Source organism: Cereibacter johrii, assembly GCF_001720585.1.
GTDB classification, from domain to species: domain Bacteria; phylum Pseudomonadota; class Alphaproteobacteria; order Rhodobacterales; family Rhodobacteraceae; genus Cereibacter_A; species Cereibacter_A johrii.
Genome location: NZ_MABH01000077.1, coordinates 1 through 25,119, shown reverse-complemented (window position 1 = coordinate 25,119; position 25,119 = coordinate 1). Strand labels below are relative to the sequence as shown.

The window sequence follows — 25,119 nt, the reverse complement described above, 5'->3', positions numbered from 1 at the left end:
GCCGCCGCCGTCCTGCCGGAGTTGCCCGCTCCCGTGGCCGAACCCGCGCCCGCGACGCCCGAGCTTCCCTCGTTCCTCGGATCGGGCGCGACGATGGCCTCGCTCGCGTCGCACTGCAATTCGATCGGGCTTCAGACCAACGCGAACGGGGGCTACACGACCTCGGCCGGCATGACCGATGCGAGCTTTGCCCTGGGCGAGCAGTTCTGCCTCGCGCGGAGCTACGCGATCTCGGCCAGCGAAGAGCTGACAAAGCAGGTGCAGGGCTTCACGCCGCAGCAGATCGCCGACCAGTGCCAGGCTCTCGGGCCCGCGCTGAAGGATCAGGTCTCGGCGCTGTCGCTCGAGCCGCGCGACGATGTGCTGAAGGATGTGTCGGCCTTCGTGCTGGCCTCGGGCCGGCCTCCGGCGCAACTGGCGGGCTCGGCCCGGATCTGCCTCGGCACGGGCTATGCGCAGGACCGCATGGATGTGGCGGTGGCCTCGGCGCTCCTGCTGACCGCGCTCGGCCAGAAGGGCTATGCCGAGCTTCTGGGCCACCATCTGGCGCAGGGCTTCGGGGCGAGCCAGCGGCCCGACCTGGCGCTGGACTGGTATCAGATGGGGCTCGACGCGGCCCAGTCCGGCACGGCCGTGTTCGGGCAGGGGATGCCCGACCGGACCGAGGTGATTCGGAAGGCGGCCTACACGGTCGGCGGGCGGGCGGATCTGATCGTGCCCCCGGCGCCCGCGCCGCTGCCGGTCTTCGCCCCGGTCACGCCCCCTCCGGTCGAGGTCGCAACGCCCGCGCCCGAGCCCGTGGCACCGCCGACCGTCGAGGCGGCGGCCCCTGCTCCGGCGCCCGCTCTGGCCCTTGCGGCACAGCCGTCCGCCGAGATGGCCGAGGTGGGCGCCAAGGCCGTCTCGGCCGCGGCGCGGCTCCCGTTCCTGCTTCTGGGCCAGTGACTTGAACGCGAGGGGCCGGCGCGCCTGCCGGCTCCTCGAAGGCATTTTTGACGCGGCGCAAAATTACCCCTTTTCTTCCCCCGCGAGCTTGGCTAAGACCCCGCCACCAAGCCAAGACAGTGCGGTCGTGGCGGAATTGGTAGACGCGCAGCGTTGAGGTCGCTGTGGGGTAACTCCCGTGGAAGTTCGAGTCTTCTCGACCGCACCATTCTTCTGACGAAGCGCCCAAGGGCGGCCCATCCGGGCCGCCTTTTGGCGTTTTGGGGCCCCGGCTCAGGCCATCGGTTCGCTTCCGTCACGGATCGGTCGCATTCGGGTGCCCTCTGTTCGCATCCCGTCGCTTGGGCACGCGGGGTCTCGTGATAGCTGCTCAACCATGCGGCAGACCCCATCCCTCCCGCAACCCGCGCACAACAAGATTGCAAAGGTGGGGGCCTTCCGCTTTAAACAATGACAACGAGTGCAGGAAACCTGCCGGTCAAGATGGGGAGAATGGGGTGGTGGCTTCTACCCAGGACGACGGTTTTGTCGTTTTCGAACATGTGCAGAAAAGCTACGACGGCGAGACGCTCGTCGTCAAAGATCTCAACCTGACCATCGGGCAGGGCGAGTTCCTGACCATGCTGGGGCCCTCGGGGTCGGGCAAGACCACCTGCCTGATGATGCTCGCGGGGTTCGAGACGGCGACGCACGGCGAGATCCGCCTCGACGGACGCCCGATCAACACGGTGCCCCCCCACAAGCGCGGCATCGGCATGGTGTTCCAGAACTACGCGCTCTTTCCCCACATGACGGTGGGCGAGAACCTCTCCTTCCCGCTCGAGGTGCGCGGCATGTCCAGGTCGGACCGCGAGCGCAAGATCAAGCGCGCGCTCGACATGGTGCAGATGGGGGCCTTCGCCAACCGCCGTCCGGCGCAGCTCTCGGGCGGGCAGCAGCAGCGGATCGCGCTGGCCCGGGCGCTCGTGTTCGACCCGCAGCTCGTGCTGATGGACGAGCCGCTGGGCGCCCTCGACAAGCAGCTGCGCGAGCACATGCAGTTCGAGATCAAGCATCTGCACGAGAGCCTCGGCATCACGGTCGTCTATGTCACGCACGACCAGGGCGAGGCGCTGACCATGTCGGACCGGATCGCCGTCTTCAACGATGGGCGCATCCAGCAGCTGGCCCCGCCGTCCGAGCTCTACGAGCGGCCGAAGAACAGCTTCGTGGCCAGCTTCATCGGCGAGAACAACCGCCTGCCCGGCACCGTCGAGGAGATCGCCGACGGGCGTGCGCTGGTGCGGCTCGAGACCGGCGAGCTGATCGATGCGACGCCGGTGAACGTCGCCCGCAAGGGTCAGCAGACGCTCGTCTCGATCCGTCCCGAACGGGTCGAGTTCAAGCCGGAGATGCTGCCGCCCAACGCGCATCTCATCGATGCCGAGGTGCTCGAGTTCATCTACATGGGCGACATCTTCCGCACGCGGCTGCGGGTCGCCGGATCCGAGGATTTCGTGATCAAGAGCCGCAACACCCTCGGCCAGCGCGTCATGCAGCCGGGCGAGAAGGTCAGGATCGGCTGGGCGCCACAGGACGCCCGCGCGCTGGATCCGCTTTAACTCCGTGGTAACGGAGCTGCCGCAAAGCTGCGGCCAACAAACAAACGACACAACATGGGAGAGCACAAGATGAAGAAGGCCCTCGTTCTGTCCACGGCCTTGTCGGCCGTGGCCTTCGCCGCCTCGGCGGAGCAGATCACCGTGATGTCCTGGGGCGGCGCCTACACGACCAGCCAGGTCGAGGCGTTCCACAAGCCCTTCACCGCCGAGACCGGCATCGGCGTGGTCTCGGTCGATGCCGACAATCCGGCCACGCCGCTCAAGGCCATGGTCGAGGCGAAGAACGTCAGCGTGGACGTGGTCGATGTGAACACTTCCGACGCCGTGCGCCTCTGCGACGAGGGCCAGCTCGAGGAGATCGATCCGGCGATCCTGCCGGCCGCGCCCGACGGCACGCCCGCGACCGAGGATTTCCTGCCCGGCGCGCTCAGCGACTGCGCCGTGGGCAACATCGTCTATTCGATGATCGTGGCCTACGACGATTCGAAATTCCCGAACGAAAAGCCCAAGACCATCGCCGACTTCTTCGACACCGAGACGTTCCCGGGCAAGCGCGCCATGTGGAAAAGCGCCAAGACCACCCTCGAGATGGCGCTGATGGGCGACGGCGTGCCTGCGGCCGAAGTCTATGACGTGATGGGCACGCCCGAAGGCGTCGACCGTGCCTTCGCCAAGCTCGATGCGATCAAGGGCGACCTGATCTGGTGGGAGGCGGGCGCCCAGCCGGTCCAGCTTCTGGCCGATGGCGAGGTCGCCATGACGACGGCCTACAACGGCCGGATCTTCGCGGCGGCCGTCAGCGAGAACAAGCCCTTCGTGCCGATCTGGGACGGTCAGGTCTACGAATACGACCTGTTCGTGATCCCGAAGGGCGCGCCCAATCTCGAGGCGGCCAAGAAGTTCGTGGCCTTCGCGACCGGCACCCAGCCGCTCGCCGATCAGGCCAAGTGGATCAGCTACGGTCCCGCCCGCAAATCCTCGGCGCCGCTGGTCGGGCTCTATCAGGACGGCAAGACCGAGATGGGTCCGCACATGCCGACCGCCGAGGCGAACCTCACCAACGCTCTGCCCTCGTCCTACGAGTTCTGGGTCGATCACGACACCGAACTGGAAGAGCGCTTCAATGCCTGGCTGGCGTCGAACTGATCCGGACCGGCGCGCGCTCCGGCGCGCGCCACCCCTGACGTGAGGGACAAGATGGCCGACGCAACCGCCCAGATCGCCGCCACCGGGACCGAGCGGCTCACCACCGCGGACGGGCGCCCGCTCAAGACCGCGCTCGCCCGTGCCCAGGCCCGCGCCCGACGCCGCGCCTTTCTCCTGGTGCTGCCGCTGCTTCTGTTCATCGTGGTGACCTTCATCGTCCCGATCGGCCAGATGCTGCACCGCTCGATCCACAACGATGGCTTCGCGGCCAACATGCCGCAGCTCACGCAGTGGTTCGCGGAGACCGAGCCGGGGACCGAGCCCGACGAGACGGCCTATGCCGCCCTCGCCGCCGATCTCAAGGCCGCGGCCGAGGCCAAGACGATCGGCGTCGTGGGCACGCGCGTGAACTACGAGATGGCGGGCACCCGCTCGCTCTTCACCTCGACCGGGCGGAAGGCCAGGAAATTCGAGCCGCCCTACCGCGCGGCGATCCTCGAGGCGGACGAGAAATGGGCCAACCCCGATCTCTGGGGCACGATGCGCCAGGTCTCGCGGGCCTACTCCCCGAACTTCTTCCTGGCCGCCGTCGATCTCGCCCGCGACAACGAGGGCAACATCGTCCGCGCCCCGGCCGAACGCCGCGTCTATGTCATGCTGTTCGAGCGCACCTTCGTGATCGCAGGCCTGATCACCTTCCTCTGCCTGCTGCTCGGCTATCCGGTGGCCCATCTCCTGGCGACCCTGCCGCTGCGCACCTCGAACCTGCTGATGATCCTCGTCCTGCTGCCCTTCTGGACCTCGCTTCTGGTCAGGACCACCTCCTGGATCGTGCTCCTGCAGGGGCAGGGGGTGGTGAACAACACGCTGGTGGCCACCGGCCTCATCTCGGACTCGAGCCGGATCCAGATGATCTACAACCAGGCCGGCACGATCATCGCCATGACGCATATCCTTCTGCCCTTCATGATCCTGCCGCTCTATTCGGTGATGCGCCCGATCCCGCCCTCCTATGTCCGGGCCGCGCGCTCGCTCGGCGCCTCCAGCTGGACGGCCTTCCGCCGGGTCTATCTGCCGCAGACCCTGCCGGGCATCGGCGCGGGCGCGCTCCTCGTCTTCATCCTCGGCGTGGGCTACTACATCACCCCCGCCCTCGTCGGAGGCGCCTCGGGGCAGCTCATCTCGAACCTGATCGCCTTTCACATGCAGGACAGCCTGAACTGGTCGCTCGCTGCCGCCCTCGCGGCTGTGCTGCTCGGCGCGGTGCTGATCCTCTACTGGCTCTACGACCGCCTCGTCGGCATCGACAATCTGAAGCTGGGCTGACCCGCCCCTTCACTCTGCCCAAATATCCCGGGGGTCCGGGGGCAGAGCCCCCGGCCTCTGCCGCAGGAGACAAGCCCGATGGCTCTTCCCGTCTACGCCAGCCCGCTCGAGCGCCTCTGGTATTACAGCTACCGCGTTCTCTGCGGGCTGATCTTCCTGTTCCTGATCGCGCCGATCCTGATCGTCATCCCGCTCAGCTTCAACGTCGAGCCCTACTTCACCTTCACCGAGAAGATGCTGTCGCTCGATCCCGACGGCTATTCGCTGCGCTGGTACGACACGCTCCTGACCTTCGGCATGGCCACGCCCGAGGCGCCGCGCGACTCCTCCTGGTGGCTGGACGTGTGGAACAATGCGGCCTGGGTGCGGGCCGCCAAGAACTCGGTCATCATCGGCGTCTCCTCGACGGTGGTCGCGACCGTGCTCGGCACCGTGGCGGCCCTCGGCCTCTCGCGCCCCGAGATGCCCTACCGGCGCGCGATCATGGCGATCCTGATCTCGCCCATGATCGTGCCGATCATCATCACCGCCACGGGCCTCTTCTTCTTCTATTCCGCGACGGGTCTCGCGGGCAGCTATGTGGGCGTGGTGCTGGCCCATGCCACGCTGGGCATCCCCTTCGTCATCATCACGGTGACGGCGACCCTCGTGGGCTTCGACCGCTCGCTCCCCCGTGCCGCCGCCTCGCTCGGGGCAAGCCCCACCACCACCTTCTTCAAGGTCACGATGCCGCTCATCCTGCCCGGCGTGATCTCGGGCGCCCTCTTCGCCTTCGTCACCTCCTTCGATGAGGTGGTTGTCGTGCTCTTCGTTGCCGCCCACGACCAGCAGACGATCCCGCGCCAGATGTGGAACGGCATCCGCGAGCAGATCAGCCCGGCGATTCTCTCGGTGGCCACCATCCTCGTCATCGTGTCGGTGCTCCTCCTTGCCACGGTCGAACTGCTCCGCCGCCGCTCGGAGCGGCTCCGCGGCATCTCCGGCTGACGCCCCGCAGGCCATTTCCGGGCCCGTCCGGCATCCCCTGCCGGGCGGGCCTTTCCATCTGCCGGGCCCTGCGATTTCAGGGGGCTTTTGCAGTTGACTCTCGCATCAGCCTCGGTAAAAGGCGGGCCTCAGGGATTTTTGCGGGGGGCGTCTGCCCGCCGACTGCAGGAGAGAAACCATGGCGAAGCCGACGACGATCAAGATCCGGCTGAACTCGACGGCGGGCACCGGGCACTTCTACGTGACCAAGAAGAACGCCCGCACCATGACCGACAAGATGGTCGTGCGGAAGTACGATCCGGTCAAGCGCGAGCATGTCGAATACAAGGAAGGCAAGATCAAGTAAGATCTGCCTCTCTGTTCGCGGACAAGGCCGTGCCTCCGGGGCGCGGCCTTCTGCATTTGAGGACCCCGCGCCCGTGACCGTCGCCGGCCTGCATCTGCGCCTTGCGCGTCCCGGGGATCTGGCGGCGGTGGATGCGCTCTTCGCCCACAGCTATGCCCGTCTCATCCGGGCCGACTATCCGCCCTCGGTGCTGGTGACTGCCGTGCCGCTCCTCGCCCGCGCGCAGCCCGCACTTCTGGCCTCCGGGCGCTACTGGCTGGCGGAGGCCGAGGAGGGGATCCTCGGCGCCGGCGGCTGGAGCCCGCGGGGCGCGACAGACGGCGAGATCCGCCATCTCGTGACCCGCGCCTCCCATGTGCGGCAGGGCATCGCCTCGGCACTTCTCGGCCGCGCGATCGCGCAGGCTTCGGCCGAAGGCATCCTTCGCCTCCATTGTCTCGCCACGCGCACGGCCGTTCCCTTCTACGAGCGGATGGGCTTTCGCCGACTGGGGGAAGTCTCGGTGCCGCTCGGCCCCGGCGTGACCTTCCCGAGCGAGCGGATGCTGCGCGCGCCATGAAAAAGGGCCGGTCCGAAGACCGGCCCCCGTTCGTGGCGTCCGTTCTGCCGTTACTCGCGGTTGCCCATGAATTGCAGCAGGAACATGAAGAGGTTGATGAAGTCGAGGTAGAGCTGCAGCGCGCCCATGATGGCGGCCTTGCCCAGCCACTCCGCATCGCCGGTGTGGGCGTGCTGGAGGTAGGTGTTCTTGATGTTCTGCGTGTCATAGGCGGTGAGGCCCGCAAAGATCAGCACGCCGATCACCGAGATCGCGAAGGCCAGCGCCGACGAGGCGAGGAAGATGTTCACGACCATCGCGACCAGAAGGCCGACGACGCCCATGATGAGGAAGGTGCCGAAGCCGGAGAGGTCCTTCTTGGTCGTGTAGCCGAAGAGCGACAGGCTCGCGAAGGCGATCGCCGTGATCAGGAAGGTCTGCGCGATCGAGACGCCGGTGAAGGCCACGAAGATCCAGCTGAGCGACAGGCCCATCACCGCCGCATAGGCGTAGAAGAAGAGCTGCGCCGCCGCCTGGCTCAGCCGGTTCAGCACGGCGCCGAAGGCGAAGACCATGATGAGCGGGGCGAACATGACGATCCAGCCCAGGATGTTCGGGCTCATCGTCACCGGGTCGCGCAGCAGCGAGAACAGCTGCTCGCTGGTGCCGAAGGCCCAGGCCACGCCGCCGGTCAGGAGCATCCCGACCGACATGAGACCGTAGACCTTGTTCATGTGGGCGCGCAGGCCCTCGTCAATCCTGGCCGCCCGGGCGCCTGCGCCGACCGAACGCACCGTCTGATAGTCAGCCATCTCGTACTCTCCTTGTTGACCGTCATCCTGTCCGGCCCACCGGACATGTTTGACGCCTATATTGGAAAGCTGGCCCCGCAGTTCAAGGATTTCCGGGCGGAACCGGGGGCCATGGCCGTGGCGATGCGTCTCAGCGGCGCCAGTTCGAGGGCACGTCCCACAGGGGACGCGCGGCCTCGGTCAGCGCCTCGTCGACGGTCAGGCCCACATCGGCGAGAAGATGCGGGTCGAGATGGGCCAGGGCCCGGCGCTGCCTGTGGGCCGCGAGGGCAAGATGGAAACGGGCGACGAGGCGCTGAAGGCTCCCGCCCGCCTGCACGCCGCGGGTCGCGAGGCGGGCTGTGTGAAGCGAGGCAAACATGGGTCCGTCCTTTCGGGTTCGGGGTCTGGGCAGAGGGTCTCTCCGCTTGCTCCTTATGCCCGAATCGTTCACATTTGGAAAATGAATGCTTTTGACGTCAAGCATCAGGAGTCGTGATATGCCGCGCAACCTCGACCTGACCGCCCTCCGCTCCTTCGTGGCCGTGGCCGACGCGGGCGGGGTCACGCGCGCGGCGGGCTTTCTCAATCTCACCCAGTCGGCGGTCTCCATGCAGATCAAGCGCCTCGAGGAGACGCTCGATCTGGCGCTGCTCGACCGGTCGGCGCGCCGGGTGGCGCTGACCGCGGCCGGAGAGCAGCTTCTGGGATATGCGCGGCGGATGCTGGCGCTGAACGACGAGGTCTTCGGCCGTCTCACCCATGACGATTTCGAGGGAGAGGTCGTGCTCGGCGTGCCGCACGACATCGTCTATCCGGCGATCCCGCAGGTGCTGCAGCGGTTCTCGGCCGAGTTTCCGCGGATGCGCGTCACGCTCCTCTCCTCCTATACGCGGAAGCTGAAGTCGCAGTTCGCGCGCGGTGAGTGCGATGTCATCATGACCACCGAGGATACGGTGGAGCCGGGTGGCGAGACGCTGGTGGAGTTGCCGCTCGTCTGGGTGGGGGCGCCGGGCGGGCAGGCCTGGAAGCAGCGCCCGCTGCGGCTCGCCTTCGAGCCGAACTGCATCTTCCGCATGGGGGGGCAGTCGGCCCTCGACGCGGCGGGGATCCCCTGGACCATGGCGGTGGAATCCGACAGCTCGCGCACCATCGAGGCCAGCGTCTCGGCCGATCTCGCGGTGCATGTCTCGCTTGCGGGGGCCGAGCCGCGCTACATGGAGCGGATCCCGCATGGCGGCACGCTGCCGGATCTCGAGACGAGCAAGGTCAACCTGTATGTGGCCGATCCGGTGCACAGTCTCGCCGTCGAGGGCATGGCCGAACTGATCCGGCGCGCCTATGCGGCACAGGCCGCAGGGGCGTCGGCCCCTCGTCCCCTCGCCCCGGTGGAGGGGGCGGCGGGGGAGGGCCCGCGCTTCGCCCTGCGGGCCTGAGACGCGGCACGGGCGCGCTCAGGGGGTGATGACGACCTTGCCCGTTGCCTGCCGCGTACGCAGCAGCTCCAGCCCCTCGGCCGCCCGCTCGAGGGGCAGCTCATGGCTCACATGCGGCCGCAGGCTGCCATCGGCGAGCCACCCCAGCAGCGTCTCGAGGCTGCGGATCAGCACCTGCGGCGCGAAGGTCATGTAGCCGCCCCAGTAGAGGCCGATCACGCTCAGGTTCTTCACGAGGAGCAGGTTGGCCGGCACCTGCGGCACATCGCCCCCGGCAAAGCCGATGGCCAGAAGCCGCCCCTCCGGGCGCGAGGCGCGCAGCGCGGCCTCGAAGCCCGCGCCGCCCACGGTATCGTAGGTGACATCGATCCCGCCCAGCGCCTTCAGCCTGCCCTTGAGGTCTTCCGTCTCGCTGTCGATCGCCTCATGGGCCCCGGCGGCCCGCGCCACGGCCAGCCGCTCCTCGCCGCGTGCCGTGGCGATCACATGCGCCCCCATCCGCCGCCCGATCTCGACCGCGGCCAGCCCCACGCCACCCGCGGCCCCGGTCACGAGCAGCCGCTCGCCCGGTTGCAGCCGTGCGCGGTGGTCGAGGGCGAGATGGCCGGTGCCGTAGGCGATCTGGAAGGCCGCCGCATCGCGGAAGCTCACGCTGTCGGGCAGGGGCAGGCAGCGGTCGGCGGGCCAGCAGCCGAACTCGGCCAATCCCCCGCAGGAGCCGAAGGCCGCGACGCGCGTGCCGGGCGCGGGGCCGCTCACGCCCTCGCCCAGCGCATCCACGATGCCGGCGACCTCCATGCCCAGCGTCAGCGGCAGGGGGGGGCGCTCCTGATAGCGGCCCTGGATCATAAGGAGGTCCGCGAAGTTGAGCGCACAGGCCGCGATCCGCAGCCGGATCTCGCCCGGGCCCGGCTCGGGCAGGGGTTCCTCAGTCACTTCCGGCGCAAGGCCGGTTTCTCTCAAACGGAAAGCGCGCATGGACGGATCAGGACCTCTCGTCGGGAAAAGCGCGCCGAACTTCAGCATCACAGGCCGGTTTCCGCCAGCCCCCTCCCGAATATTCGCGAGTTGCAAAGTTTCGACGACAAACCCGCTGCAAATTGCATTGCAAAATGCAAAAGCCCTCAGAGGCGAGTGGCGTGTCTCTCGTGCTCCCGAGGGATGATCCGCCGCGGCGGACGCCGAACGAACCAAGCCTGTATGAATGGACATATCCAAAAAGACAGGTTTGTTTCAAGACAAGTTTTTCTGGATGGAAATGCACGTCGAGAGGGGTTTTGGCACGTTATATGCTTGTTATACAGGCAGGGACAGCTGGAAGATTTACGGAGACATTTCATGAAACATCCCGTCGACGCCCACGTTGGCAAACGCATCCGCCACCGCCGGTGGATGGTGGGCATGACGCAGCAGCAGCTTGCTGATTGCGTGGGCATCAAGTTCCAGCAGATCCAGAAATACGAGACCGGCATGAACCGCGTCAGCGCCTCCCGCCTGTGGGACATCGCCGAGGCTCTGGGCGTGTCGATCAGCTTCTTCTTCGAAGGTCTCGAAGGTGCCGGCGATCAGGCCCGTCAGGCCGAGGGCGACCGCATCACCGACAAGGAAGCCCTGGAACTGGTCCGCTCCTACTATGCGATCCCCGAGGCGCAGCGCCGCCGGCTGTTCGACCTCGCGCGCGTGCTCTCCGAAGCCGCCTAGCTCGATGACTGAGCGGGTGCGCCTGTCGGGCCGCCGCGCTTGACCCTGAACGCCCCGCAGGCTAGGCGCGGGGCGCAGGAGGGCCAGGATGCAGATGCTCACCGATCGCGAGACCGCCGACATCATGGATACCGCGGCAGAGATGGCCGCGGCTGCCCGAGACGCCACGCTGCTTCATTTCCGCAGCAAGGGCCTCTCGGCGGATACCAAGGAAGCCGACAGGTTCGATCCCGTGACCGTCGCCGACCGGCTGTGCGAAGAGCGCATGCGCGCCATCCTCGCGCGGCGGCGACCGCGGGACGGCATCCTCGGCGAGGAAATGGGCGTGCAGGCCGGCGACAGCGGCCTCACCTGGGTGCTGGATCCGATCGACGGGACGCGCTCCTACCTGTGCGGAACCCCGACCTGGGGCGTGCTGATCTCGGTCGCGGATGCCAGCGGGCCGATCTACGGCCTGATTGACCAACCCTACATCGGCGAGCGGTTCGAGGGCGGCTTCGGCGTCGCCCGCGTGCGCGGCCCGCGGGGCGAAGACCGGCTGGCCACGCGCCCCGCGCGGGCCCTGTCCGAGGCGATCCTCATGTCGACCTTCCCCGAAGTGGGCACCGCCGAGGAAGAAGCCGCCTTCCGTCGCCTCTCGCGGCAGGTCAGGCTGACGCGCTACGGCACCGACTGCTACGCCTATGCCCTGCTGGCCGCAGGACAGATCGACCTCGTGGTGGAAGCGGGCCTGCAGCCCTACGATGTGCAGGCGCCGATGGCGGTGATCGAGGCCGCGGGCGGCCTCATGACCGATTGGGAGGGGCGCCGGAACCCGCAGGGCGGGCGGGTGATCGCCGCTTCCTCACCCGAGGTGCATGCCGCAGCGCTCGAGATCCTGCGGGGCTGATCCCGGCCGCTCCGCTCGAGCGGTCGCAGGACTCGCAAACGGGCTCGGTCTATCGCCGAACGGTCCCGTCGCGCGGAGATCCAGCGTTTCGCCTTCGGCAGCTACGCCAGACGGCGCCCCCCGTTCGGCGACGCCATGAAAGCTGACTGCGCCGCCCGACGGCAGGGCTCGGGGGCCGCGCGTCCGACGGGATCCATCCGCAGGGTCTGGACGTCGGATCCGGATTCCTTCATCCTCGCCCCGATAAACCATAAGCCGGGACCAACAGATCGCCTCTCGGTCAGAAGGGCGCAGAGCCCCGGCAGGAGGCAGGTTTGGCGACGAGACTTCTCCGGACATCGATCCGTCTGGTCCTCTGCACGGCGCCCGCGCTGGTGCTGCTGGGCTGCGGCCTCTTCCATCGTCCGAGCGAACTGGAATGCATGGAGCGGGCCATGTATTTCGAATCGCACCGCTCGAGCCGGGACGGAATGGTGGCGGTGGGCACGGTGGTGATGAACCGCGTGAACTCCGGCCAGTTTCCGAACACCGTCTGCGGCGTGGTCGGCCAGCGCAATCAATTCGCGCCGGGCGTGATGTCGAAGCGGATGGACTCGCGCTCTCTGCCCCGGGTCCGCGAGGCCGCGCGGGCCGTGCTGCGGGGCGAGCGGCATCCGTTCGTGGGCAATGCCATGTTCTTCCACACCGCCGGGCACCGCTTTCCCTACGACAACATGCACTACACGCTCGTGACCGGCGGCAATGCCTTCTACGAGAAGCGCCGGAGCGAGCTTGTGCCCCAGCCGGTGCCGCCGCCGCCCGTCGACGGGCTGACCGGCTGGTAGTGGAAGGGCTTCGGCGCCGGGCCGCCATTCGCGAAGCGTGAATGACATGCCGCGGCGCCGAGCCGTTCCGCGCGGTGCGCGGCCCGCCGCGCAACGATGGGCCGCGGCAGGAAGATCCGGGGCCGATGCGTCGCATCCAGCGGCAAAATCCCGCGAAAACCCCGTCCGGAAGAGGAAAAAGGTCGGAAAGGGGTTGGAAGTCCGGTCAAAGGCACTCTTTCATGCGGCATGACCCGACTGTTCCGAACGCTTGCCGCCCCGCTGCTTCTCGCGCTGACGCTCTTCCTTGGCGCGATGACCGCCTTTCTCCCCGCCCAGGCGCAGACCGTGCTCTCGCCCGGCGCCGGGGCCGAAGAGCCCGCCGCGCCCACCTCGTCCGCCACGCTGCTCGATCTTCTGCGCGACGATCAGGCGCGGGCGGAGCTCATCGCCGAACTGGAACGCGCCGCTGCCGCGGGCGAGCCTGCGCCCCCCGAGGTGAGCGCGCCCTCCGAGGAGATCCTCTCCTTCGGCAGGTCGGCGGCCCTCTTTACCCAGCAGGCGGCCGAGTCGGTTGCGACCAGTGTCCAGAGCCTCTGGGACGCGCTGAAGGCCTCGCCCGAACTGTTCGCGGGGCTCTCGCGGCTCGATCTCGGCGTGCTCGGGGATGCGCTGATCGAGCTTCTCCTGCTGATCGTGGCCACGGCTGCGATCTTCAACCTGCTGCGCCGGGCGGTCATTCCCACCTATCGCCGCATGGGCCACCGGGCGCGCTCCGCGGGTGTGATGAAGCGCATCCTGCTCTATGTCGGGGCGCTCGCCCTCGACGTGCTGATCGTGGTGGGCGCCTGGGCCATCGGCTATGTGCTGGCCATCGCGGTGATCGGCAACGCCGGCCAGATCGGCCTGCGCCAGACGCTCTATCTCAACGCCTTCCTCGCGGTCGAACTCCTGCGCACCGCCATGCGGTTCGTCCTGTCGCCCTCGACGGGCGATCTTCGGATCGTCGCGCTGCGGGATCGCCCCGCCCGCTACCTTTCGGCCGCGATGAGCTTCAGCATCGCGCTTCTGGGTTACGGGCAACTCCTGATCGTGCCGATCGTCGAGGAAAGCACCTCGCGCGCCGCCGGCCGCGGCGTCTCGGCCCTGATCTCGGTGATCGGCGTGCTCTTCGTGGCCTTCCTCGTGGTCCGCAACCGCAAGGCCGTGGCCGAGTGGCTCCTGCGCGAGACCCAGCCGGTCCCGGCCCGCCATGTCGCGGCCGAGCCCCCCGCGCCGCCGGTGGTGACGACACAGGAGATCGATCCCGACCTCGCCGCCGACATCGCGGCGGGCACGGCCGATGCGCCGCCCCCGCCCGAGGCGGAGCCGGTGGAGGTCACACCGGAGCCGCAGCCCCGGGTGCGGCGCTCGCCCGCCCTCGTGGCGCTGGCGCAGTCCTGGCACTGGTTCGCGCTGGCCTATCTGGCCGTGATCCTCGTCCTGTCTCTGGTGAGCCCGGGCGGCGACGCGATGGGGCCGACCTTCGCCTCGCTGCGGATCGCGGCCGTCTTCGTGGTGGGCTTCTTCCTGTCGGGCGCGCTCGCCCGCGCCATCACGCGCGGCGTCCGCCTGCCGGCTTCCGCGAACGAGCGCCTGCCGCTGCTCGAACGGCGCCTGAACCGCTTCGTGCCGCAGGCGCTTCTGGTGCTGCGGCTTCTGATCGTGGCGGCGGTGCTCTTCTTCACCTTCCACACCATCGGCCTCATCGATGTGGGCACCTGGCTCGAGAGCCAGCTCGGACGGCGGCTGATCGGCACGCTGATCGCGGTCTCGGCAATCCTCGCCGTCGCCTTCGCGATCTGGATCGCGCTCTCCTCCTGGATCGACTACCGGCTGAACCCGGCCTTCGGCCATGTCGCGACCTCGCGCGAGCAGACGCTGCTGTCGCTTCTGCGCAATGCGGCGACCATCGCGCTCGTGGTCATCACGCTGATGTTCTGCCTGTCCGAGATCGGACTCAACATCGGCCCGCTCCTGGCCTCGGCCGGGGTGCTGGGCCTCGCCATCGGTTTCGGCGCGCAGAAGCTGGTGCAGGACATCATCACCGGGATCTTCATCCAGTTCGAGAATGCCATCAACGTGGGCGACGTGGTGACGGTCGCCGGCACCTCGGGCGTGGTCGAGCGGCTGACCGTCCGTTCGGTCAGCCTGCGCGACCTGAACGGGGTCTTCCACATCATCCCCTTCTCGTCCGTGGACATGGTCTCGAACTTCATGCGGGACTTCTCGTTCTTCGTCTGCGACATGGGCGTGGCCTACCGCGAGGACGTGACCGAGGTCCGGGCCGCCATGTTCGACGCTTTCGACGAGCTGCGCCGCCGTCCCGAACATGCGGCCGTCATCCTCGGGGACCTCGAATGGCTGGGGCTCGATTCCTTCGGCGCCAGCGCGGTCGTTCTGCGCGCCCGCATCAAGACCCTGCCGGGCAAGCAATGGGGCGTCGGACGCGCCTACAACGAGATCCTGAAGCGCATCTTCGACGAGCGCGACATCGAGATCCCGTTCCCGCATCAGACGATCTATTTCGGCCAGCCGAAGCAGGGCCAGATCTCGCCGCAGCCGGAGAGCTGAAGCGCGCGGGGCAGGGGAGAGCACCGGCCGCGCCCGATGGCGCGGCTTGTCAGCCCCGCGGCACCGGCGCGCCGTTCACCCAGACCGCCCGGATCGCGCGGTCATCGCCCATCATGATGGTGGGAAAGAGCGCCTGCCAGATCGTCTCGGCCCGGCCCGTGGCCTGAGCGATGGCCGGGGTCGAGGCGAGATCCACCACCACGAGATCGGCCTCCATCCCGGGCGCGAGATTGCCGATCCGGTCCTCGGCCCGGAGTGCCCGCGCCGAGCCTGCCGTGGCGAGCCACCAGAGCTGCGCCGGATGCAGCGCCTGCCCGCGCAGCTGGCCGATCTCGTAGGCCGCGGCCATCGTGCGCAGCATCGAGAAGGACGAGCCGCCGCCGGTGTCGGTGGCCAGACCCACCCGGATCCCCTCGGCCACGAGGCCCATGTCGAAGAGCCCCGAGCCGATGAAGGTGTTCGAGGTCGGGCAATGGACGAGGCTCGCGCCCGCCTCGGCCAGCCGCGCCCGCTCGCGCGGGGCGAGGTGGATCGCATGGCCGAAGACCGCCCCCTCGCGCAACAGCCCCTGCGCCTCGTAGGTGTCGAGATAGTCGCGCGCCTGCGGATGCAGCGCCTTCACCCATTCGATCTCGTCGAGCTGCTCGGAGAGGTGGGTCTGCATCAGGCAATCGGGATGCTCGCGCCAGAGGGCCCCCAGCGCCGCAAGCTGTTCGGGCGTCGAGGTGGGCGAGAAGCGGGGCGTGATGACATAGGAGAGCCGGCCCTGCCCGTGCCATTTCTCGAGCAGCCGCTTGCTGTCGGCATAGGCGCTCTCGGCCGTGTCGCGGAGCCCCTCGGGCGCGTTGCGATCCATGCAGGTCTTGCCCGCATAGGCCCGCAAGCCCCGCGCCGCCGCCACCCCGAAGAAGGCGTCCACGCTCTCGGAATGGATGGTGGCATAGCTGCAGACGGTCGTCGTGCCGTGGGCGAGGGTGAGGTCGAGGTAGCGGCCCGAAATCTCGGCGGCATAGGCGGGATCGCCGAAGCGCATCTCCTCGGGGAAGGTATAGGTCTCGAGCCAGTCGATCAGCCGCTTGCCCCAGCTCGCGATGATGGCGGTCTGCGGATAATGCACATGGGCGTCGATGAAGCCCGCCGAGATCAGCGCCTGCCCGTAATCGGTCACCCGCGCCTCGGGATGGGCCGCGCGCAGCGCCTCGGCCGGACCCACGGCGGCAATGCGCCCGTCCTCCACCAGAACGGCGCCGTGGGTCTCGTGGCGCGCCGCGGCCTCGCCTTCGAGGAACGGATCGGCCGTGAAGGACAGCACCTGTCCGAGGAGCAGGTCGGTCATGGCAGGGTCTCCCATCTGCTGAAACGCTGCAACCTAGCCCCTTTTCGAGGCAGGGTAAATTTCCTGCCGCCCCTGTTTCTGCGCCGCATCCTTCGGTATGGTCCCTGCGACAGTTGAGCGGGGGCGCCATATTGCAGGTCGAGACGGGCGATACGCGCGAGGAAGAGCGGTCGGGCGTGCCCGACCGGGTGGTGGATTCGGTCCTCGAAGCGGTCGAGGAGCGGGATGAGGCGCGCCTGTCCGACCTGCTCGAACCGCTGCATGCCGCCGATATTGCAGACGTCCTCGAGCAGATCGGCTCGGCCGAGCGGCGCGAGCTGCTCACGCTCTGGTCGGACGGGATCGACGGCGAGATCCTCTCCGAGATCAGCGACTCGATCCGCGAGGAGGTGATCGAGCATCTGCCGCCCGAGGTCATCGCCGAGGCGGTGCGCGAGCTCGACACGGACGATGTGGTCGACATCCTCGAGGATCTGGAGGAGCCGCAGCAGGAGGCGATTCTCGGCGCCCTCGACCGGGCCGACCGGGTGGCGGTCGAACAGGCCATGGCCTACCCGGAATATTCCGCGGGCCGCCTCATGCAGCGCGAGGTGGTGGTGGCGCCGGTCCACTGGACGGTGGGCGAGACCATCGACTTCCTGCGCGAGGCCGAGGAGCTGCCGGATCAGTTCTACCATGTCATCCTCGTCGATCCGCGGATGAAGCCCTCGGGCTATGTCACGCTGGGCCGGCTCCTTTCGTCGCGCCGCGACGTGAAGCTCACTGCCATCGAGGAAGAGAGCTTCCGCACCATCCGCGCCACCATGGCCGAATCCGAGGTGGCCTATATCTTCAACCAGTATCACCTGATCTCCTGCCCGGTGGTGGACGAGAACGACCGGCTGGTGGGGATCGTGACCATCGACGATGCGATGAACGTGCTCGACGAGGAGCACGAGGAGGACATTCTCCGCCTCGCAGGCGTGGGCGACGAAAGCAGCCTGTCGGACGGCCCCTTCGCCACCGCCCGCCAGAGGCTGCCGTGGCTCGCCGCGAACCTCTTCACCGCCTCGCTCTCGGCGCTGGTGATCTCGGCGTTCGAATCGACCATCGCCCAGCTCGTGACGCTGGCGGCGCTCATGCCGATCGTGGCCTCGACGGGCGGGATCGCGGGCACGCAGTCGCTCGCGGTGGCGGTTCGTGCGCTGGCCACCCGCGACCTCACCTCGGCCAACGCCCCCCGCGTGGTGCGGCGCGAGCTGTTTGCGGGGCTCCTCAACGGGATCGGGCTTGCGCTCATCCTCGGGCTCGCGGGCTTCGTGATCTTCGGCGATCCGCTGCTGGGCGCGGTTCTCGGCATGGCGATGATCTGCAACCAGGTGGTCGCGGCGCTGGGCGGGGTCCTGGTGCCGCTCGGCCTCAACCGGCTGGGCCTCGACCCCGCGCTCGCCTCGGGCACCTTCGTGACCACGCTCACCGACGTCATGGGCTTCTTCGCCTTCCTGGGCCTCGCCAGTCTGGTGCTGATATGACGGTCGCCGGGCTGAAGGCCGAGGCGCGCCGCGCCGCCGGCGCCGCACGCGCCCTCGCCCACAAGGCGGGGCAGGGGCAGGCGGCCGAGCTTCTGGCGGACTGGCTCGTTCCGCATCGCGGGCGGGTCCTGTCGGGATACATGCCGATCCGGTCCGAGATCGACCCGCGCCCGGCGATGGCGGCCCATGACGGGCCGGTCTGCGTCCCGGTCATCCTGGCCCCCGGCGAGCCGCTGCGCTTCCGCGAGTGGAGCCCGGGCGCTGCCATGGTCGAGGGCCCCTTCGGCGCGCGGGTGCCCGAGGAGGGCGCCTGGCTCGAGCCCGAGGTGCTGATCGTGCCGCTTCTGGCCTTCGACCGACGGGGCTTCCGTCTGGGCTACGGCGGCGGCTTCTACGACCGCACGCTCGAGCGGCTCCGCGCGCGCCACCCGGTCACGGCGGTGGGCTTCGCCTTCACCGCGCAGGAACTGCCCGAGGTGCCGATCGATCCGACCGACCAGCCGCTCGACGCGATCCTGACCGAGATCGGCCCCCTCCCGCTCAGGCGCTGACCGGCCCTATTTCGCGATCACCTCGTCGCGCACGAACATGTTCGACCAGGCCCGGTCGATCAGGGCCGGGGTCATCTGGTAGGGCAGACCCTCGAAGTCGCAGACCGAGATCATCTGGTCGATCAGATAGACCGGCATGTAATTGGCATAGCGGTTGTCGATGGTGGGGAACTTCGCCTTCATCAGATGCACGAGCGCCGACTCGTCGAGCGGCATCTTCCGCTTCTTCGCCACCATCGCGAAGATCTTCAGGAAATTCTCCTGGCTCGGCCCGTCCACCTTGATCTTGAAGAAGATCCGGCGCAGGGCCGCGCCGTCGAAGATCTCGTTCGGGTGGAAGTTGGTCGAGAAGATCACCAGCGTGTCGAAGGGCACCGTGAATTTCTCGCCCGATTGCAGCGCCAGGATGTCGCGATTTTCCTCGAGCGGCACGATCCAGCGGTTCACCAGCTTCTGCGGCGGCTCGGCCTGACGGCCGAGGTCGTCGACGATGAAGATGCCGCCGGTGGCCTTCAGTTGCAGCGGCGCCTGATAGGTGCGCGCGACCGGGTTGTAGGTGAGATCCAGCATGTCGAGCGTGAGCTCGCCCCCGGTGATGACGGTCGGGCGCTCGCACCAGACATAGCGGTTGTCGAACCGGTTCGAGGTGCGGCGCAGGCTCGTCGGATCGTCCACGGCCGATTCGGCCGAACGGTGCACGATCGGGTCGTAGACCGTGATGACCTGCCCGGAATATTCCAGCGCGCGGGGCACATAGATCCGGTCGCCCAAAGCATCGCGGATCCCGTTCGAGATCGAGGATTTCCCGTTGCCCGGCGGCCCGTACATCAGGATCGAGCGGCCCGAGGTCACGGCGGGCCCCAGATGGTCCAGAAGCTCGTCGGGCAGGATCAGGTGGCCCATCGCGGATGTCAGCTGCGCCCGCGTGAGCTTGATGTTGCGCACCGACTGCCGCTCGACCTGCAGGCGGTAGCGGTCGAGCGGGACGGGCATTGCGCCGTAATATTCCGACTGGCTCAGCGCATCGAGCGCCCGCGCCTTGCCCTGATCGGTCAGCTGATAGCCCATCTCGTTGCCCGAGGTGGCATGCAGCGTGCCCGTCGCCTCGACAAGCCGCTGGCTGCGGGCAAGGTCCACCAGCTCCTGCGCGAGAGGGGCGGGCAGACAGATCACCGGCGCGATCTGCGAGACCAGATCGAGGTTCATCCGGAACATGGTCTTGAGCAGGATGTCGCGCAGCATGACGAGCGACAGGCCCGTGTCGGCCAGCGTGCGCGGCGCGGGAGGTGCGGTGACGTCTGAGCTCTGCACGGTCATGGACTCACCCCTGGGTCAGCGGCCGAAGAGTGCCGCGAGAAGGTAAAGGATCAGCATCCCGGCCAGCGCCAGCCCCATGGGAAAGTCGCGGCGGCGCCAGCTCTCCCAGTCGGCGGTGGCCCTGCGGAAGGGTCCGAGAAGCCCGAGACCCCTGTGGCTGGCGAAGGCGCCGAGGAGCGAGGCCGCGAAAAGCGCGAGGGCGAGCCGCAGGTCCTCCAGCGCCACGAAGGGGGCCATGGCGGCCGCGAACTTGGCGTCGCCCGCGCCGATCAACCGGCCCATGTTCATCAGGAACCCCGCCACCAGCACGACCAGAAGATGCAGCCAGCGCCAGAGCCAGTCCTCGAGCGGCAGGACGAGCGGGCCCGCGACGAGGAAGACCGCCGCCAGCGACAGCACCGCCTTGTTCGGGATCTTCATGAATTTCATGTCGCTCCAGGCCACCCAGAGCGCGATGGGCAGCACGAGGGGCAGGAAGGCCGCAGCCGCCGTGGCAGGAGTGGCGATCGGATCGGCCACGCTCAGCCCGCGTCGAGCGCCTCGAGACTGCGCACGGCGGCCTCGAAATATTGCGGATGCGTGTCGATGGCCGACTGAAGCAGGCCCTTGCCCACCGTCACGTCGCCTTTCTTCACCGCGGCGAGCGCGAGCGTGTAGATCAGCTGCGCCCGCTCGGTCTGCGTCATCTGGATCACCGGCAGGTCGTATTTGCGCTGCGCGCCCCGGGCGAGAACGAGGTTGTTCTTGGCCGTGAAGGAGGTCGGGTCATAGGTCAGCGCCTCGTAGAAGAGCCGCTCGGCCGCCGCCGCATCGCCGCGCGAGAGCTTGGAGAAGCCCCAGTTGTTCAGCACGCCCGCGGGCTGGGTCGTCATGCCGGTAGCCGTCTCGTAGAAACTGTCGGCCTTCGCCCACTGTTTCTTGCTATCGGCCACCATCGCCTCAAGCCGGTAGCGCTCGAAGGTCTCGTATGTCGGCGGGATGCGGGACAGTTCGGCCTCGGCGCGGCCCCAGTCGTTCGACCGGATCAGCGTGTCGGCAAAGGCCACGCGGTCCTCGTTGGTGCCTTCGTGGCTGTTGACCACCTGGCTCCAGACCGTCGCCGCCTCGGCGGGGCTCCGGGCCCGCACGAGGGACTTGGCAAGGCTGCGCTTGAGGTCGATCCGGTCGGGCGCCTTCTCGACGGCGCCGCGGAAATAGGCCACCGCCTCGTCGGGGGCGCCCACGGTCAGCATGATGTCGTTCAGGTTGCTCTCGTCGGCGGCGCTGAGGCTTTTCAGCGCGCGGTCCACTTCGGCATCGCGGCCGCCGCAGCCGCTCAGGAGGGCCGTGCCGGCGAGGCACAGCGCGGTCAGGACGGGGTGGCGCATGGTTCTGCGTCCTCTTGCTGCTCGATCCCGGTCGTGTCTAGAGCTGCGACAGCAGCACATACTGGCCCTGCCCGCGCCGGACGAGGGAGAAGGCGTGTCGTTCCTCCGGCTCGACATACAGCGATGCCTCGCTCTTCGCGATGGCGCGGCGCAAATTTTCCCGGATCGAGTCGGTGGCGCCACTGTCGAGCGCGAAGGCCTGCTGGAAGACGAGCCGCGCCTCGGGCGCGCGGCCGCGCTCCATCAGGACGACGCCGAGATTGTTGACAGCCGGCACGAAGGCGGGGTCGAGCTCGATCGCGCGGCGCAGCAGCTGCTCGGCCTGGTTCAGCCGCCCGAGCCGCAGGTTGGCGGAGCCGAGCGCCGAGAGCACGTCGGCATTCATGCCCTGCTCGGACGCGGCGCGGAGATAGGCCCGCAGCGCAAGCTCGCTCTCGCCCGCGGCCAGCAGCCTGTGCCCCACCAGCAGCCCGTCGACCCCGTTCCGGCCGGGATCGACCCCGAAGGGGGCGTTGCGTTCCGAGGCCTGCCGCGACAGCGCATCCGGTCCGCCGCAGGCGGAAAGCATCGCGCAGAGGAGGAGGAAGACAAGGCCCCGGGTCACGTCGTCTCACTGTCCGCCCAGCTGAGTGGCGATGCCATAGACCGAAGGGCCGATCAGGATCAGCATCAACGGCGGCACGGTCAGAAGCATTGTGCCGAGCGTGAGCTTGGTGGGCAAGGTATTTGCCTTCTCCTCCGCCCGCATGACGCGTTTGTCGCGCATTTCGGACGAGTAGACGCGGAGCGCCTCGGCGATCGAGGTGCCGAACGTGGCCGACTGGATGAGGGTCGTCACGAAGGAGGAAACGTCGGGAATGCCCACCCGCTCGGACATGTCCTTCAGCACGGCCACGCGCTCTTTCCCGGCCTTGACCTCGTGGGCCACGATCTCGAACTCCTCGGCAAGCGCGGGGTATCCTGCGGCGGATTCGCGGGCCACGCGCAGGATCGACTGATCGAGCGACTGGCCGGCCTCGACGCAGACCAGCATCATGTCGAGCGCATCGGGAAAGCCCGACACGATCTGGTCGTACCGCTCCTGCGCGCGGCGCCGGATCCAGTAGACGGGCAGATAGTAGCCGATGGCCCCGGGCAGGATCGTGTAGAGCACCATCTGCTGCATGGTGAGTGGAGCCGCGGCCGAGGCGACCATTGCATAGAGGAGACCGGCGGCGAGAAAGCCCACCCCCAGCGCGAACTGCGCCGCATGGAAGGCACGCACGGCGCCCTTCGAGCGGTAGCCCGCCCGCATCATCTTGAGACGCGAGGCCGACATCTCCTCGGCGGTCTTGGGCTCCAGGAGATTGGCGAAGCGGTCGAGCTTCTCGCTGCCCGACGCGCGGCGCAGCGCCTGACCCTTGTGAACCGGAGCCGCCACCGCCGCGGTGCGCTGGGAGCGGATCCGGTCGAACGGCTCCACGCGCTTCTTCAGCATCACGGGCAGGGTGAGCGCAATGAGGAGGATGCCCAGCGACCCCACGGCGATCAGCGGGCCGAGCGGACCCAGAGTGTCGGTCAGGAAGGTCTCGAGGCGGGAGAGGAGTTCCATGGGTCAGACCTTGATGTTGACCATGATCTTCATGAAGATGACGTTCGCGATCAGGAACGCCCCCACGACGAGTGCCGCCGGGATGAAGAGCGGTGTCTCCTTCACCCCGTCGTAGTAGTCGGGCTTCAGGATCGAGATCGCGACCAGCGCCACGATGGGGAAGGCCGACAGGAAGGTGCCGGACCATTTCGCCTCGGCGGTGATCGCCTTGACCCTGCGGAAGAGCTTGAAGCGCGAGCGGATCACCTTGGCCAGCCCTTCGAGGATCTCGGCGAGGTTGCCGCCCGACTGCTGCTGGATGTTCACGGCCACGGCGAGAAAGCGCAGGTCCTGGCTCTCCATCCGCTCGGCGAAGGCGCGGATGCATTCGGCCACGTCGCGCCCGTAGGCCGCCTCGTCCGCGATCACCCCGAACTCGGTGCCGAGCGGGTCGGGCACCTCCTTGGCGACGATCTGGATCGCCGAGGAGAAGGGATGGCCCACCCGGAGCGAGCGCACCATCAGCTCGACCGCGTCGGGCAGCTGCTCCTCGATCAGCGCCATGCGCTTCTTGGCCTTGCCGTTCACCCAGACATAGACCGCGCCCACCCCCATCACGACCGCGACCGCCCCGCGCACGAGGGGGGCCGCGCTGGTGCCGATGGTGAGGCCGAGATAGGCCACGGCCGACAGGAGCACCATGATCCCGACCAGAGCCTTGGGCGAGAAGGCGATGTTGGCCTTCTGCGCCTTCGAGGCGAGGATCGCATAGAGCGGGATCCCCCGCGCGTTCATGTGCTGGCTCATCTCCTTGCGGAGCTGTTCCAGCACCTGCTCGCGGTTCTGGTTCTTCTCGAGCAGCGCGAGGCGGCGGCTGACGCGCGAGTTGAGGCTGATCGTCTTGCCGAAGACGGTCAGGTAGATCCCCTCGACCAGCAGGAGCACCGCGACGAAGATCAGGATATAGATGATGGGTGCCGCGCTCAGCTGCATGGGACCCTCAGGGGATGGGGTCGTAGATGGTGGGGGGCAGGATGTAGCCCCACTGGCGGAAGCGGTCGGAATAGTGCGAGCGCACGCCCGTCGCATTGAACCGGCCGATGATCCTGCCCGACGGCTCGACCCCGAGCCGCTCGTAGCGGAAGATCTCCTGCATCGAGATGACGTCGCCCTCCATCCCGGTGATCTCGGTGATCGAGACCATCCGGCGCGAGCCGTCCTGCAGGCGGCTGGCCTGCACGATCAGGTTGACGGCCGAGGCGATCTGCGCGCGCACCGCCTTGATCGGCATCTCGATCCCGGCCATCGCCACCATGTTCTCGAGCCGGCTGATCCCGTCGCGCGCGGAGTTGGCGTGGATCGTGGTCATGGATCCGTCGTGGCCGGTGTTCATCGCCTGCAGCATGTCGATGACCTCCTCGCCGCGGGTCTCGCCCACGATGATCCGGTCGGGGCGCATCCGGAGCGCGTTCCTCAGGCAGTCGCGCTGCGTCACCGCGCCCTTGCCCTCGACGTTCGGGGGCCGGCTCTCCATCCGGCCGACATGGGCCTGCTGAAGCTGAAGCTCGGCCGTATCCTCGATGGTCAGGATCCGCTCGGAATTGTCGATGAAGGAGGAGAGCGCGTTCAGCGTCGTGGTCTTGCCCGAGCCGGTGCCGCCCGAGACGATGATGTTGAGCCGCGTGGCCACGGCGGCCTGAAGGTAGGCCGCCATCTCCTCGGTGAAGGCGCCGAAGCGCACCAGATCGGCGATGCCGAGCTTGTCCTTCTTGAACTTCCGGATCGAGACGAGCGAGCCATCGACCGCGATGGGCGGCACCATGGCGTTGAAGCGCGACCCGTCGGCCAGGCGCGCGTCGACGTAAGGGGTCGATTCATCCCCCCGCCGGCCCACCGCCGAGACGATCTTGTCGATGATCCGCAAGAGGTGCCGCTCGTCCTTGAAGGTCGTGTCGGTCAGCTCGAGCTTGCCGCTGCGCTCGACGAAGATCCGGTAGGGGCCGTTCACGAGGATGTCGTTGATCGTCTCGTCCTTCAGGAGCGGCTCGAGCGGGCCGAGGCCCATCACCTCGTCGTAGAGCTCCTGGTTGAGGATCGCGCGTTCGTCCTTGTTCAGGACGACTCTCATCTCCTCGAGCGCCTCGCTGCAGATGGCCGCGATCTCGCTCCGCAGGCTCGATTCCGAGGCGGTCTCGAGCGCGGCGAGGTTGAGATCGTCGAGCAGCCGGCGGTGCAGCTCGACCTTGAGCTCCATCAGCCGTTCCTTGCGCTTCTTCTCCTTGTCGCTGGCAATCGCCTCGGCGCCCGTGCGCGGTGCCGCGGGCCCCGGGCGGGGCGGGGCCGCG

At 68.0% G+C, this 25,119-nt stretch carries 24 protein-coding genes, 1 tRNA gene and 1 pseudogene; 15 read left to right on the top strand and 11 right to left on the bottom strand.

Annotated elements, in window-relative coordinates; translation table 11 throughout:
- From A9O63_RS06160 to A9O63_RS06125, 8 genes and pseudogenes are all read left to right on the top strand, one after another.
- A pseudogene (locus A9O63_RS06160) lies at window positions 1-945 on the top strand (peptidoglycan-binding domain-containing protein); the annotation flags it as partial.
- Window positions 946-1,066: 121 nt separating this feature from the next.
- A tRNA-Leu gene (locus tag A9O63_RS06155) sits at window positions 1,067-1,153 on the top strand.
- A 289-nt stretch (window positions 1,154-1,442) separates the two neighbouring features.
- Window positions 1,443-2,546 carry an ABC transporter ATP-binding protein gene (locus tag A9O63_RS06150; protein WP_069331136.1) on the top strand — a complete coding sequence of 368 codons (1,104 nt, stop codon included), beginning with the start codon at window positions 1,443-1,445 and terminating at the stop codon, window positions 2,544-2,546.
- Window positions 2,547-2,600: 54 nt separating this feature from the next.
- Window positions 2,601-3,692, top strand: a complete 1,092-nt coding sequence (locus A9O63_RS06145) for an ABC transporter substrate-binding protein (protein WP_069331135.1) — start codon at window positions 2,601-2,603, stop codon at window positions 3,690-3,692.
- 51 nt (window positions 3,693-3,743) lie between these two features.
- The gene (locus A9O63_RS06140) at window positions 3,744-5,018 is read left to right on the top strand and encodes an ABC transporter permease (protein ID WP_069331134.1); all 1,275 of its coding nucleotides are present in this window, start codon (window positions 3,744-3,746) and stop codon (window positions 5,016-5,018) included.
- Window positions 5,019-5,096: 78 nt separating this feature from the next.
- Window positions 5,097-6,005 (top strand): ABC transporter permease, encoded by a 909-nt coding sequence (locus A9O63_RS06135; protein WP_069331133.1) that lies wholly within the window; start codon window positions 5,097-5,099, stop codon window positions 6,003-6,005.
- A 178-nt stretch (window positions 6,006-6,183) separates the two neighbouring features.
- Window positions 6,184-6,351 (top strand): 50S ribosomal protein L33, encoded by a 168-nt coding sequence (gene rpmG / locus A9O63_RS06130; protein WP_002722806.1) that lies wholly within the window; start codon window positions 6,184-6,186, stop codon window positions 6,349-6,351.
- A gap of 73 nt (window positions 6,352-6,424) precedes the next feature.
- Window positions 6,425-6,910, top strand: a complete 486-nt coding sequence (locus A9O63_RS06125) for a GNAT family N-acetyltransferase (RefSeq protein ID WP_069331132.1) — start codon at window positions 6,425-6,427, stop codon at window positions 6,908-6,910.
- A 50-nt stretch (window positions 6,911-6,960) separates the two neighbouring features.
- Here A9O63_RS06125 and A9O63_RS06120 read toward each other — a convergent pair whose 3' ends face one another.
- Window positions 6,961-7,701, bottom strand: a complete 741-nt coding sequence (locus tag A9O63_RS06120) for a Bax inhibitor-1/YccA family protein (RefSeq protein WP_002722809.1) — start codon at window positions 7,699-7,701, stop codon at window positions 6,961-6,963.
- Window positions 7,702-7,831: 130 nt separating this feature from the next.
- On the bottom strand, window positions 7,832-8,062 hold the full coding sequence (locus tag A9O63_RS06115) for a DUF1127 domain-containing protein (RefSeq protein WP_069331131.1): 231 nt from the start codon (window positions 8,060-8,062) through the stop codon (window positions 7,832-7,834).
- A 118-nt stretch (window positions 8,063-8,180) separates the two neighbouring features.
- Between A9O63_RS06115 and A9O63_RS06110 the strand changes: the two genes are divergently transcribed.
- Entirely contained in the window at window positions 8,181-9,116 is a 936-nt protein-coding gene (locus tag A9O63_RS06110) for a LysR family transcriptional regulator (protein ID WP_069331130.1), read from the top strand.
- A gap of 18 nt (window positions 9,117-9,134) precedes the next feature.
- Here the strand turns inward: A9O63_RS06110 and A9O63_RS06105 are convergent, their stop codons facing one another.
- Complete coding sequence (locus A9O63_RS06105; protein WP_069331129.1) at window positions 9,135-10,094, bottom strand: NADPH:quinone oxidoreductase family protein; 960 nt, start codon at window positions 10,092-10,094, stop codon at window positions 9,135-9,137.
- Window positions 10,095-10,454: 360 nt separating this feature from the next.
- Here A9O63_RS06105 and A9O63_RS06100 point away from each other — a divergent pair, with 360 nt between their 5' ends.
- From A9O63_RS06100 to A9O63_RS06085, 4 genes are all read left to right on the top strand, one after another.
- The gene (locus A9O63_RS06100; RefSeq protein ID WP_002722818.1) at window positions 10,455-10,817 is read left to right on the top strand and encodes a helix-turn-helix domain-containing protein; all 363 of its coding nucleotides are present in this window, start codon (window positions 10,455-10,457) and stop codon (window positions 10,815-10,817) included.
- 88 nt (window positions 10,818-10,905) lie between these two features.
- Window positions 10,906-11,706: an inositol monophosphatase family protein gene (locus A9O63_RS06095; protein WP_069331128.1), complete on the top strand. Its 801-nt coding sequence runs from the start codon at window positions 10,906-10,908 to the stop codon at window positions 11,704-11,706.
- 314 nt (window positions 11,707-12,020) lie between these two features.
- Window positions 12,021-12,530, top strand: a complete 510-nt coding sequence (locus tag A9O63_RS06090; protein WP_069331127.1) for a cell wall hydrolase — start codon at window positions 12,021-12,023, stop codon at window positions 12,528-12,530.
- 228 nt (window positions 12,531-12,758) lie between these two features.
- Entirely contained in the window at window positions 12,759-15,122 is a 2,364-nt protein-coding gene (locus tag A9O63_RS06085) for a mechanosensitive ion channel domain-containing protein (RefSeq protein ID WP_069331126.1), read from the top strand.
- A 49-nt stretch (window positions 15,123-15,171) separates the two neighbouring features.
- Here the strand turns inward: A9O63_RS06085 and guaD are convergent, their stop codons facing one another.
- Complete coding sequence (gene guaD, locus A9O63_RS06080; protein WP_069331125.1) at window positions 15,172-16,458, bottom strand: guanine deaminase; 1,287 nt, start codon at window positions 16,456-16,458, stop codon at window positions 15,172-15,174.
- A 131-nt stretch (window positions 16,459-16,589) separates the two neighbouring features.
- Here guaD and mgtE point away from each other — a divergent pair, with 131 nt between their 5' ends.
- Both mgtE and A9O63_RS06070 read left to right on the top strand, forming a co-directional pair.
- The gene (gene mgtE / locus A9O63_RS06075; RefSeq protein ID WP_069331124.1) at window positions 16,590-17,969 is read left to right on the top strand and encodes a magnesium transporter; all 1,380 of its coding nucleotides are present in this window, start codon (window positions 16,590-16,592) and stop codon (window positions 17,967-17,969) included.
- The gene (locus A9O63_RS06070) at window positions 17,966-18,520 is read left to right on the top strand and encodes a 5-formyltetrahydrofolate cyclo-ligase (protein WP_069331123.1); all 555 of its coding nucleotides are present in this window, start codon (window positions 17,966-17,968) and stop codon (window positions 18,518-18,520) included. The genes mgtE and A9O63_RS06070 overlap by 4 nt, the downstream gene beginning before the upstream one ends.
- Before the next feature lie 6 nt (window positions 18,521-18,526).
- On the opposite strand, the gene A9O63_RS06065 is transcribed toward A9O63_RS06070, so the two are convergent.
- From A9O63_RS06065 to A9O63_RS06035, 7 genes are all read right to left on the bottom strand, one after another.
- Window positions 18,527-19,837 carry a P-loop NTPase family protein gene (locus tag A9O63_RS06065; protein WP_069331122.1) on the bottom strand — a complete coding sequence of 437 codons (1,311 nt, stop codon included), beginning with the start codon at window positions 19,835-19,837 and terminating at the stop codon, window positions 18,527-18,529.
- Between the two features lie 15 nt (window positions 19,838-19,852).
- A complete protein-coding gene (locus A9O63_RS06060; RefSeq protein ID WP_069331121.1) occupies window positions 19,853-20,356 on the bottom strand; it encodes a prepilin peptidase in 504 nt (167 codons plus the stop codon).
- A 2-nt stretch (window positions 20,357-20,358) separates the two neighbouring features.
- On the bottom strand, window positions 20,359-21,204 hold the full coding sequence (locus A9O63_RS06055) for a tetratricopeptide repeat protein (RefSeq protein ID WP_069331120.1): 846 nt from the start codon (window positions 21,202-21,204) through the stop codon (window positions 20,359-20,361).
- Between the two features lie 37 nt (window positions 21,205-21,241).
- Complete coding sequence (locus tag A9O63_RS06050; RefSeq protein ID WP_069331119.1) at window positions 21,242-21,808, bottom strand: tetratricopeptide repeat protein; 567 nt, start codon at window positions 21,806-21,808, stop codon at window positions 21,242-21,244.
- 6 nt (window positions 21,809-21,814) lie between these two features.
- Window positions 21,815-22,795: a type II secretion system F family protein gene (locus A9O63_RS06045; RefSeq protein ID WP_069331118.1), complete on the bottom strand. Its 981-nt coding sequence runs from the start codon at window positions 22,793-22,795 to the stop codon at window positions 21,815-21,817.
- Window positions 22,796-22,798: 3 nt separating this feature from the next.
- Entirely contained in the window at window positions 22,799-23,767 is a 969-nt protein-coding gene (locus tag A9O63_RS06040) for a type II secretion system F family protein (protein WP_069331117.1), read from the bottom strand.
- Window positions 23,768-23,774: 7 nt separating this feature from the next.
- Window positions 23,775-25,119: CpaF family protein (locus tag A9O63_RS06035; RefSeq protein ID WP_069331116.1), on the bottom strand; the 1,345-nt coding region annotated here is incomplete at its 5' end.